Annotated in this window: 9 protein-coding genes and 1 pseudogene; 8 read left to right on the top strand and 2 right to left on the bottom strand. The window is 35.9% G+C overall.

The annotated features are described in order from the left end of the window. Positions 1-70: 70 nt before the first annotated feature. The 6 genes from acsn021_RS06545 (at position 71) to acsn021_RS06570 (ending at position 7,682) form a co-directional block, all read left to right on the top strand. Complete coding sequence (locus tag acsn021_RS06545) at positions 71-1,255, top strand: radical SAM protein (RefSeq protein ID WP_184092876.1); 1,185 nt, start codon at positions 71-73, stop codon at positions 1,253-1,255. A gap of 162 nt (positions 1,256-1,417) precedes the next feature. After that, a complete protein-coding gene (locus acsn021_RS06550; RefSeq protein ID WP_184092875.1) occupies positions 1,418-2,572 on the top strand; it encodes a DUF362 domain-containing protein in 1,155 nt (384 codons plus the stop codon). Between the two features lie 7 nt (positions 2,573-2,579). Next, the gene (locus acsn021_RS06555) at positions 2,580-3,566 is read left to right on the top strand and encodes a BtrH N-terminal domain-containing protein (RefSeq protein WP_184092874.1); all 987 of its coding nucleotides are present in this window, start codon (positions 2,580-2,582) and stop codon (positions 3,564-3,566) included. A gap of 124 nt (positions 3,567-3,690) precedes the next feature. Then, a complete protein-coding gene (locus acsn021_RS06560) occupies positions 3,691-5,439 on the top strand; it encodes a non-ribosomal peptide synthetase (protein ID WP_184092873.1) in 1,749 nt (582 codons plus the stop codon). Then, positions 5,440-6,363, top strand: a complete 924-nt coding sequence (locus acsn021_RS06565) for a cysteine peptidase family C39 domain-containing protein (RefSeq protein ID WP_184092872.1) — start codon at positions 5,440-5,442, stop codon at positions 6,361-6,363. Between the two features lie 134 nt (positions 6,364-6,497). Further along, a complete protein-coding gene (locus tag acsn021_RS06570) occupies positions 6,498-7,682 on the top strand; it encodes a hypothetical protein (protein WP_184092871.1) in 1,185 nt (394 codons plus the stop codon). A gap of 588 nt (positions 7,683-8,270) precedes the next feature. Here acsn021_RS06570 and acsn021_RS06575 read toward each other — a convergent pair. Continuing rightward, positions 8,271-8,642 (bottom strand): hypothetical protein, encoded by a 372-nt coding sequence (locus tag acsn021_RS06575; protein WP_184092870.1) that lies wholly within the window; start codon positions 8,640-8,642, stop codon positions 8,271-8,273. 208 nt (positions 8,643-8,850) lie between these two features. Here acsn021_RS06575 and acsn021_RS23130 point away from each other — a divergent pair. Together acsn021_RS23130 and acsn021_RS06580 are read left to right on the top strand one after the other, a co-directional pair. Next, a pseudogene (locus tag acsn021_RS23130) lies at positions 8,851-9,034 on the top strand (ABC transporter substrate-binding protein); the annotation flags it as partial. 327 nt (positions 9,035-9,361) lie between these two features. Next, positions 9,362-10,411: a hypothetical protein gene (locus acsn021_RS06580; RefSeq protein WP_184092869.1), complete on the top strand. Its 1,050-nt coding sequence runs from the start codon at positions 9,362-9,364 to the stop codon at positions 10,409-10,411. Positions 10,412-10,674: 263 nt separating this feature from the next. Here acsn021_RS06580 and acsn021_RS06585 read toward each other — a convergent pair whose 3' ends face one another. After that, positions 10,675-12,375 (bottom strand): FtsX-like permease family protein, encoded by a 1,701-nt coding sequence (locus acsn021_RS06585; protein ID WP_184092868.1) that lies wholly within the window; start codon positions 12,373-12,375, stop codon positions 10,675-10,677. Between the last annotated feature and the right edge of the window lie 3 nt (positions 12,376-12,378).

A 12,378-nucleotide genomic window follows, 5' to 3' on the forward strand; every position in this document is an offset into this window, starting at 1 on the left:
AAAAAGTTGAAAAAGAACATAGCTTTTAGTGTGAATGATTCATACAAACGTATGAGGGAAGGAGTATAGCTTGCAGGTAAAACCAAAGATGGATAAAAAAGAGTTTGAAATTATAAAGATAGCCGCAAAGAATATATCAAATGCCAAAAAAGCTGCAAATTCTGGAGATTTTTACGGAAAATTGCCCTCTATACTGGGGTTTAAGCTGACGAATCGTTGTAATCTACGATGTGCCCATTGCTATGAATGGAATAAGGACGGATACCATAACAAGATGGATACGGAATCCCAAAACAAAGATTTGGATATTGCAATTCTTAAAAAATGTCTTAAGGAAACAAGAGAGGTAAAATCCAATGTTTATTTGTGGGGTGGAGAGCCTTTCGTCTACAGCCATATTGATGAGGTACTAAAGTATTTGGCAGAAGACAGGCGTATAACGGCCATTTGTACCAATGGTCTTTTACTTTGTGAAAAGGCTGATTTATTGGTGCCAATGTCAGAGAAACTAGAGCTATTGATTGCATTAGACGGAACGGAAGAGCAAAACGATGCTATACGTGGAAAACAGGTGCATAAAAGGGTAATCGAAGCTATGAAGTACTTTATGGAACTAAGAAATAGAGGAACATTTCATGGAAAAATATCGGTACATACGGTTGTAACAGATGCAAATATCCGCACTCTAAGACAGCATATTCAGGAAATGGAGGAAATTGGAATAGACAGCCTTATCTTATGTCTGCCCTGGTACATATCTGATAAGACAACTAAAAAGATGGATGCCTTCTATCAGGAGCATTTCTCCTGGTTGTCTGTAAGCCCGCAGGATCAGGTGGGAAGCTGGCATGCTTTTAAATTCCGTCTTGCCACTGAAAATATACCTTTACTTAATCAAATTATGGAGGAGGTCAGGGAAAAAAGCTTCAAGCTTCCTATAAAATTACAGCCTAACCTTGGAGCAGAGCAGGTTGGATGCTTTATAAAGGGAGAGGATTTAAAGGAAACAGGCAGAAGAATGTGCTTATCCGTTGCCAATCGTATGGATATCCTACCAAATGGAAAAATCACCTCCTGCAAGCATTTTCCCGAATTTACCATTGGTGATTTACATACGGATTCTGTAACGAATCTTTGGGGGCATGAAAGAATGAACCGGGTAAGAGAAGTCCTGTATGGGCAAACCATGCCGGTGTGTTCTAAGTGTAACAATTTTTATCTTCATGGTTATAGAGCAAAAGAACCGGTATGGTAACCGTGTGATAAGAAATTCCAAGCTGATTAAATACGTCAACTAAGAATTTCTATCATTTCACAACGAAGAGGCCAAAGATTGTAGGCTTCTTCATCTCAATTATGCCGCTGAGCGGTAGGTTTTTAAGGCTGAACGTGGGCAAGGACATAGAGGGGAGTTCGTATGAAGAAGGCTACAGTTGCAATTGTTAAGATAAAGGATGGAAATTATAAAGAGGCTGTTAATGAAGTCTTTCAATTGTTGGGAGGTGTCCCTAAATATCTGCCCCCCTTAAGTAAGGTTATGATTAAGCCGAATTGGGTTACGGATAAACATTATACAACGGGAGCAGTTACGAATACTTTAGTTCTAAAAGCTCTAAGTGAAATACTTCTTAAGAACTCGGCAAAACATATTACCATTGGTGATAGTGCCATGATAGGTAAAAAAACAGAAAGTGTCATAACTCTGAATGGAGTGGGCGCTCTTGCAGGGAAACGGGTAGACGTTGTGGATCTTAATCAAACAGAATATACCCGTGTAATAATCCCCAATGCTTTAAAATACAGAAGACTATCCCTGCCGGCAGTATTCTTAGAAAGTGATATGGTAATAAATGTGCCGGTAATGAAAACCCATGATGCCTTTCCTTTTACATTAGGACTAAAGAATATGAAAGGACTCTTGCCGGATAATGAAAAAAGAAAATTCCATAGTCTTGGGCTGGATGAAGGTCTGATAGATTTAAATAAAGCAGCTTTGGCAGACTTTACGCTAATAGATGGAAGTATAGCCATGGAGGGGCTAGGCCCTGTGAATGGAACGCCTGTTAATCTTGGACTCCTAATAGGCTCCTCCAATGCACTTGCAGCTGAAGTAGTGGCTTATCATATCATGGGTTTTGGGCATTTGCAGCCGGCGTATATAGAGATGGCCCATAAAGCCGGCTTTGGAGAAAAGGAACTTAAGAATATACAGATTGTGGGGGAAAAGCTTGAGGAATCCATCCATCCCTTTGAAAGTTTTTACCAGAGACATAAGGTAGTAAAAGAATGTATTCATATTCATGATGAAACCGCTTGCAGCGGTTGTAGAGATGTTCTGGTTCAGTTTGCTAGCGGGTATAAGAGCAATAGTATGGAAAAGGTAGTGATTTATGCGGGAGATTATAACCCGGACATAGATACGAAAGGCTTTAAAACGATAGGAATCGGTAGTTGCCTGCATCAGCATAGGAACAAATTTGACTGTTTTGTTCCGGGATGTGCGCCTCTAAAGAAGAATCTGGATGCCGGGTATCAACAGTTGACAGGTACACTCCGGCAGGAGGTGAAATGAGGTCTGTATGGAAAAAATAATAGTTGATTTTAGGGCGGAAGAAGCAGGAAAAAACTGCTTGTATTCCGCTATAAGAAATGTCTTAAACTATGAAGGATTAAAAATAACAGAAGCGGAGGTATTCTTTGCCTTTGGCGGACTGGATTTAAGATATCACCCAGAGCAGTGCTATTATGGTATTTCAGATATAATTGGCAATATAAAAAAGTATATTGTACCTTGGATTTCTGTCGAGAGCGGGAGTGCTGCAAATTATAAGGAAACAGTATTGGATTTAAGTAAGCAACTGGATCAGAAGAAACCAGTTGTGTGCATCATTCAGGTTGGTAAGTTAAGTTATCTAGACGCACCAGAGGAAATAAAATCACCAAGAAGACATACCTGTGTCCTCTACGGATTGAATGAAGAGAAGGATAAGGCTTATATTGCAGATACATATAGGGTGGATAGGCTGGGAAATATAACGGTATTTATGGGGGAAATCAGCCTGAGAGAGTTGATGGCCGCATTGCAGGGATATTTTACTCTGAGTTGTCTTTTAAATACGGACTCCTTGCCAATACAAGGTATATTTAGGGAGGCTTTAACTGACTTTTTACATCCATTGACGAAGAAGAATTGTATTACTGGATATTCTGCATTTTTAGAGTATTTAAATCAGCTAAAAAACTATGATGCTGATAAGAAGCTTTATCAGCAAAAGTGTTTTGAGGCTGGATATCTCATTAAGGTAACTACTATACAACCTTATTTGGATTATTTTACGGAGATATTGCCAATTTTATCAGGCTGTGAGAAGAGCCATCTCTATCAGTTGGTGAAGGAACTTGAAGAGATAAAGACCATGTGGGATGATTTTAGAGTAAAATTAATTCGGGATAGCTTCCGGGACAAAGAAAAACGAGATAAAAGTTTATTTTCTTTTAGCGAAACGATTATGAAAAGGCAAAAAGAGATTTTTCAAGATATTAGTACGGCATGCAGTGGGAGCTAATGTGAAATCAAGGATCAATTTCACAGCCTGTTTGAAGGCATTGCCGAATTTGACAAGCAAATGCGGCATGCAGTGGGAGCTAATGTAATGGGGGAGTCAATAAAATATTAAGGAGGGCTTTTTTATGTACTTTAATACCTTAGGAACAATTATTGCTAATAATAAGAGATGTGATTCCATAAGCATTCGATGTGAGATAGACCGAATCAAAGAAATGCTTGCATCCTACGTAGTGTCCGGTGAAATTGTAGGTTTGGCCTTACCAAGAACCGAATATATACTAATAACGGTTATGGCACTTTTGGAGTGTGGAATTCCGTTTCTTGCCATTGATTTAAATCTGCCGGAGTCGAGAGTGAAACTCATGCTTCAAAATGCAGGGGTAAAAAAGGTAGTAACCACCAAGGGAGTGGCGAAGGAGCTGTTAGCAGAGTATGAGTGTATTTATATTGAGTCTGAGAAAAAGAAAGGGATTGCGGCAGACTACTCAGAAAATGAACTGGCGTATATTATACATACTTCAGGCTCTACCGGGCAGCCAAAGGCAGTTGAGGTAACAAGAGTGGGACTCGCCAGTTTCTTTGAAGCAATGCCGGAGAAAATACCTTTTATACCAGGAAAGGCAATAGCCTGCTTATCCAATTACACTTTCGATATATTCTTTTTAGAAGCGGTACTGGCTTTAATTAAAGGACTTACAGTAGTTATAGCCAATGAAGAGGAACAAAGTAATCCCAAACGGATTATAGATTTAATTAAAAGGTATGATATTAAGCTGCTGCAAATGACACCCTCTAAGATGAAGCTAATCTGGTTGTATGATAAGGAGTTAATTTGCTTAAACCGTGCAGAAGCCGTAATGCTTGGAGGAGAAGTCTTTCCAAAGGAGTTGTTAGAATTCTTAAAAACAAAACAGAATCTTAAGATATATAACCTGTATGGACCGACAGAAACCACTGTCTGGAGTGCGGTCAGCGATTTAACCAGAAAGGAAGTAATTGACATTGGAGAACCTTTGTCTTATGTCAAATTCTATTTACTAGGTGAAGATTTAAAGTCGGTTAAAAAAGGTGAAACAGGTGAAATATACATAGGGGGAAAAGGTGTAGCAAAAGGATATAGGAATAACACAGAACAAACCGATAAGCATTTTGTTAAGCTATCCTTAGAGTTTAGGAATACAATGTACCGTACAGGAGACATGGCGCGTTATGATGAAAATGGCCTCTTAATATTTATGGGAAGAAAGGATAATCAGGTAAAGCTTAGAGGACACCGGATTGAACTGGAAGAAATTGATGCGAACCTAATGAAATTAGATGAAATTAAACTGACTGTTACTTGTTTTGATCAGGAGAATCAGGAACTCGTTACTTTTTATATTTCAGAGATACCTATAGAAACTTCCATACTGCAACAGCATCTTAAGAAACTTCTGCCAGGCCACATGATACCGGGAAGATATTTCAGGACAGACAGTTTTATATATACCAACAGTGGCAAGATAGACAGAAGGAGTATGCTTTCATTAGCAGATACTCTGACATATGGAAGGCGTGCAGAAGATGCAATCAAATCGGAAATTACACTTGCAGATAAATCTTGTTTGAATCCTGTAGATGAGCAAATAATACAAATTATAGGGAAAAATATTAAAGAAAAAGGAAAAAAAGTAACTAGCAAAGACAATCTGTCAGATCTTGGGGTGAATTCTTTAAGTTACATAGACATAATTGTTCAATTTGAAGATGCCTTTGATATAATCATTGGAGATGATAAACTGTACCTAACTGCTTTTAATAATATCGGTGAGCTGAAAGAATATATTTGTAGCCTGCTTACCAAGAAAGAACAGGTGGAGGGGGTATCATAAATGAAAAACAACCTGCATCTGGTTCCATTTACAGACCATTGGATCAATTGTGAAATCAATGATAACCTTACGGTTCTTACCTCATTAAACAGCAGTTATCGTCTAATTCCGCTGTTAAACGATTATATGTACCAGATGGCAGGAGATTTAGGATGGATAACTTCCCTGGATATAAAATATTCCAGAGAGCTATTAAGCAGGTTGGAGATTCTGCATAAGAAAAACAGTACATTTACAGAGCAGGATTATATGAAAGACATCAAAGCCTGTATTGACCAAGGAAGAGTAATAAATGTAGTGGTTGACTTGTATGACTGGATACCGGAAAGCCTTATGTATCAGCGCTATCATATGAGCCATTATTCATTGATTGCCGGTTACGATGATGAAGAAAAAATTTTTACTATTTATGATGATGATGCGAATGGCTATAAACAGCATATTATACCATACGAACGATTTCAAAAGGCAGTATGGAGAGAGAATGGTATACAGATTAGGGAGATATGTCTGCCGGAACATTTAGAGGACTATACATTACCGGTATCAAAAGTCATTGCATTTGCTACGAGAATTAAAAATGACATTACGTATCTGACCTATATGACTCATTTTTTTAATGAGATAGATGAAATGTTAATCCATTACTTGTCAATGCTTTCAAAAATTACAAACAGGCAGAAGGCAAACCAGCAATTGTTTAGTTATCTGGCAGAACAAAAGGTTGTCAGGCTGGAAGTCGGTGAGGAATTGGTCAGGCTAGCATTACAATTACAAAACCAATGGCAAACAGTGAAATCTCTGTTCATAAAAAGCATGATATCTGATTGCAGGCCAGACTATAAAAGAATTAATACCTTAAGTTATGAGAATCTTCTGTTAGAGCATAAGCTTTGGAATATCTTTAGCAAAGCCGTGAACTAAAAGCAATAAAGCAACTAAATATTAAGTAAAGTATAGAAAGCTATAAGATACGAATAAAGTTATCCTTAAGCAACTTTTTTATTAGATAAGCTTATATAAAGTATGTAAAATAAACAGGCAGGAGATGATAGAGTGTGCTTATACAAGAAGGTTTATTCAGTCATGCCACAATAGACCGTAATAAGGAATATCTGGTATTTCAGGGAAGTTGTTTTTATGATGGCATTGTAAAATGTATGGTGTTAGAAGAGAATTTAGATACGCTAGACTATGAGGTTATGTCCATAGGATGTGGAATTATGGGTAAGCTATCAGGCAAAATACCGATAATGAAGAAAACGGGTATATATAACTTTCAGCTTTGGCTGGAAGATACGGCGGGAGAAGTTTTAGAGACGGTGCAAATTCTTCATGTGACTATTAAAGATAACATATCTAATAATCTATCAGTGCCAGAAATAGGGAGAAACTCTATAGAATTGGAGCGTATCACATATCATAAGGATTGTGAGGATAATAAAGCATTAATCATTCTTACATACAAGAATGTAGCAGATGGGCTGTGTGTCAAAGACGCTGCTAAAGGATTTCATATAAAACTGGCGCCAAGGCTTATGGACTATGGACAGATTACAGAAGTTCATATAGAAGGCAATAAAATTATGCTTAAAACCGCAATTGCGTATCAGGGACCTAACGATGTAAGTAGTGCTTTCCTCTCCTATAAATATCCGGCAGAGACTCAGAATATAATAACAGATTCACAGGGAAGATACATTCCCGAAATGGATATGGTAAGAGTTGTATCAGAAGGATTTCTTTCACCCTATATGAATGTATGGCAGATAAGCATAAGTGAAACCCTAAACGAGGATTTTCGCAGTATAGGGTATCCTTGGCATTTATCGGAAAAAGACTACAAAGAAGTCCAATTTCCCGGCTGGTACTGTGAAGTGCCAGAAGAGTTATGTTGTCATGGGGAAGAAGCTGTCATTTATTTCGCCGGGTATCTAATGTGTGAAGAAAGGGAGAATTTTTGCTTACATGCCGGAAGTTGCGACGAGAATAAGTTAAAGCTCTGGTTTGACAACATAGAAGTAATGTATACAGATAATTCGAATCAGGGAGCGGCTAAACTATTCATAGAACCGGGGATACATGAAATATTATTTGCTGTGAACACTATGGGAGGCAAAGCTGCCGGAATTTATGCAAGGCTTGAAAAACTAACGTATCCCGGAGACGATGGGAATATAGTAAAAACCCATCCTAAATTTCCAGTTTTCATAAGAAAAGATTATGTAAAAAACTTTCAATAATTGAATTGCTTATGTGGGATTCATACCTTGCTTTAATGCGGTACGACAATTCAGATGCGGTATGCATAAAATAGTGCTGTTTAATAAGAACAATAAATTGTGTAAGAGGGTCTGGACAGTAGGATTACTTCAATGATAAAATAATTAAATCATATAGATATAAGAGGAGGGTACCTAGCCAATGGGTTCAATACGTATTCGGTAAGTAAACAAAAGCAGAATATTTCCACGGTTGTGGGCTTCTTTGTTATACTTATCTTTACGGATATAGACTCTGACTATAAAATGCTAGTCTTCTAAAGACTATGCCTTTTTGGTGTATAAATCCTTGTGTATATATAAGCAGACGAAGTCTACCAATGTGGATGTAGTCTGCTTTTTTCATGCAAAAAAAACAGGTGATTAGCCTTAATGATGAAAAAAAGGACACCCAAATAAGAAAGTAAGTGAAGTATGAGAATACTTTTTATACTCATGGATAAATTATATCTGTCAAATATTGATAGTTGACTTTGAAAGGAATATTTACAGACGGTATTAAAATATAGACCATACACATCAGATAACATGTATAGTCTATTTAATAAATTACCTATTAAAACCGTGGCAACTCGTGCGAGATTCAGGTGTTCCTGCATAAGAAGTACCGGCGCTACAAGTATTACACTTTAAAGTTATGGTTACGCTTCTGCGCTCTTCAATGTCAGTACCATATCCAAAACCATGGCTGCATCTTGTTTCTCTAGCTCGGTACCAGGAACCGAACGATTTTGATTGTATAAGTACACCTCTGTCACAATTTCCACATACCTGTGCAAATGGTGTAATTATTGAATCAATTGTTGTTTCATGTACATGGTTATCATTATGTACATGAGCTGCATTGACTGTCTTAAGTGGCATTACAGAAACAGAGAATAGCATTACAAGTGACAATGTTGCAGTTAAGATTTTTTTCATTTATATATCCCCTTTCAATTAAGTATTAGTTACTGGAAAATTATACCATTATTTCGAGAGCTTGGCAATAGTAAAATTATGTAAAAATTATCTTATGGTAGTTATGTAGTAGTTCTAATATTTGCTAAAATTTTATAGTTTAAAGTTTTTTATAAATAAACTTCACTATAACAATGCTAATTTAGCCTAAACAAGTGGTGAGGCAGATATTGGTTTTTAGGCTCAGAAGCATCTATATATGTATATAATGAAGGTGCAGAGGATTAGGTAGTTAATTTTGCTCAATTAACACAACGTGCAGGTAATTTTCTGGTATCTAAAGTGTGAATGAAAATTTTACCTGGAATAATGTTAAAGGAAAGACTATCATAGGCGGTAGAGCTGATGGTCTATTAATCATAATGTAAATATGGAATCCATTTTGGTGAGACGGGGAACATTATAGTACTAATCTTTTGCTTGGGTAACTTATGGATGATTAATTAGATTTTTTGAAACTGAACGAATCAAACAGAAATTAAAAAGTGCTGATTGCTATGTGTTTCATAGCAAATTATAAAGGTGAACTTAGATAGACGACAACAACAAAGAACAAGAACATAGGAAAGCGTTAGCGGCATTAGGTGAAAAAAGAGACAAATATTTACAAAACAATTGGAACGTGGTATAATATGTAAATAAGCTTATTATAAATTATACAAAGAGAGGGAATAATAAATATGAATAAGAAATTATTTCTACTGTTGTTATTCGTAACAGTTACTTTCACAAGTTTTCCTAATACTATTAGTAAAGCTGCAAGTCATGAATACGCTTGGTTTCCAGTAAGTGTAATGAATATTACTCAAATAGCCTACGAAAGCTACTCACATAGTAATTCTAATCAAATTGATTGTTCTGGATCAACCTATGCATTTGCTCCTTTCACTGGAAAAGTGGTGAATATTAGTAAGTCATATGGTGTAGTTTTATTCCAGTCGACAAATCCAGTTTATTATGCAGACGGTACTATTGACTATATGACTGTACAGTTTATGCACGGAAGCAATTATGATACTTGGAAATCCTATTATGAAAAGGGAACTGTTATTTCGCAAGGTACTGACTTTTATAAAATAGGTGGAACAGATGGCAACGGTAATACAACATATGGTCTTCATTATGATATAGGCGTATACAGGGGGAAAACGAGTTCGTTTGCCTCTTCATTTTCTAAATTCGGAAATACATTTGCTTTTGATGCCTTTTACATAAATACAAATAAAACTACTTCAATTAAAAATAAAGGTAAAGTCGAAAGCGGTAATACTATTTATAATAATGCTCCATCAAATTGGAGTAATCTATGGCGTAATCTTTCAAACAGTTCTAAAATAAGTGTAATATATCAGGTATATGATGATGTTACGAAGCAATTCTTACCGAATGTGGTCGATACACAAGATTATGCAGGTATATTTGGGCATGATATTGATTGTTTATACGCTAATTTATCAAGTGGTAATATAACATACAAGGTACATTATAAGGGTGGAAGTTGGTTGTCTGAGGTAACAAATCGTAGTGATTACGCAGGCATAAAAAATAAACCTATTGATGGACTAATGATAAAAACTGATACAGGAAAAACTGTATATTACAGGGTTCATTTAAGAAGAACAGGCAAATGGCTTCCCTATGTAACAGGATATAATTCTAATGATTCAAATAATGGTTATTCAGGTATTTTAGGTCAAGAAATTGATGCAATACAAATTTATTTAGATTAAATAATAATACAAAACATAGTATGTATACGAAGAAAAAAAGTATTAAGTCTGCTCAATATCTTTTTTCTTTTGTTGGTAATCTTTAAGTTATTGTTAAATCCCAATTATTTATATAATCTCATCTGATTTATAAATGCATATTTCCACCTAGAAAGCACTGAACTCATACAGAGAACAGTGCTTTTTATATCAAAGAAAATTAATTATAATATAACCTTTCGTTATCCTCATTTGTATTCTTAGATGTTCAAGACACAGAAAGACTAATCTGTGAATGAAATCGCCTCTTTGGTAATGATTCTCTTAATTGCAAGTTCGAATAATACTTGTATCAACAAATATATTATGTTTAAACCAAGAAATACAAGAACAACCACAAAAATACTTGTTCCAAAAGGCATATAGTCATTTGTAGAAATGGACAACGATTTTTGAATTAACCTTGCCAACCCAATACCCGGTGCAAGTGTTAGAAAAAATGCAGTCCATACAATCGGCATATAAACATCAATCAACATTTGACGGATACGTCTTGTTTGATAACCCATCATATACAATATCAAAATGTCATGGGTATTGTCTTGAAAATTCACATATAAGGCGATAAAAATTAATATTGCCCCAACAACGCCACCTATAGATTGATTTATAACGGCACTAATTTTATTGGAAACGGCTAATCTGTTCAATATATCTATTCTCTGTTCTTTTGTGATTGTAACATCGCCATTTATTTTTTCTGTACTCAAAATACCATTATAAGCACCGATTGGAACGTTTAAAATTTTGGACAATTCATTAACATTTACGTAAATATTGGCTGATTTGGCATTAGTAGCAATATTAGCAACTGTAAATGCAAGGCTAATACCTGCAATATCGGTCACAAGCCTATCACCTATATTTAAGCCATAAACTTCATATAGGCTAGGATTAATATAAACGGTTCCAGCCTTTGGTGCGGACAGAATATTTTCTTTGGTATCTTGCAATTCATACAAGCTATTCAATGTGTAAAAGCCTGTCATAGTTTGTTCTATCTCATGACTGCCGATAAAAACGCGTGAGGTATTCTCAAGATATGAAATCATATTTTCTGATACAGAGGTTGTTTGATATTCAGAATAGGTTGTATCGTATTCGTAGTTATGTCCCATAGTTTGGGTTTCAAAGATCTTTTGGCTGCTGCTATTCAGTGAACGTCCCAAAATAATACAAACGGTGAACGACATTACCGCCACTAGGATTAAGCATATGGATAGTGGCTTACGTAAGGCAATACGGAGTGGAAATTTATTCTTTGTTGGAATCATACCGCTAATACAATTCGCAGCCTTCAGTGAAAATGAAACCCCAGGGCAGCTTCTATTACCACCCATCAAAAGCCCAGGTCCTTTGCCTTTGATAAAAAAATAGCATAAAAAAGCAATCAGGCAAAACATTGCGGTTGAAACTATAAGACCCACAAAAAGGTTCATTAAGCTTACACCTTTCACAAGTCCTGTTACGGAGTATGTATTTGTATTTGCATGAATTAAAACATCGGACAAGAAATATCCTCCGACTAAACCTAGCACTGTTCCGATTACAGAAAGTACAGCTACAAAATAAACAAAGCAGGCGCGCAGGCTACTATCCTTAAAACCCAAAGCTTTTATACAGCCAATCTGCTTTTTATTTCCACGATAAAATCTGTAAAAAAACATTACAAACACAAAAGAAGTAAGCACGATAGTTGAGATAAAAAATGTATAAGCAAGTGAAGTATTGGCATCTAGTGCATTTTTATATAACTGCTGATTTTCTGTAAGGGTAGTCAATGTATTTAGCACAGCCATGTTACCGTCAATGGAGAAGATAACAAAGTAAAAGGAAAGGGATGTGAGTACAGTAAGTAAGAGTAAAAGTGATACAAAAATTTTATTATGGAGTAGCTGTTTCACTAACTGTTTATATACAAGCACCAT

It is taken from the genome of Anaerocolumna cellulosilytica (genome assembly GCF_014218335.1).
Classification (GTDB): domain Bacteria; phylum Bacillota; class Clostridia; order Lachnospirales; family Lachnospiraceae; genus Anaerocolumna; species Anaerocolumna cellulosilytica.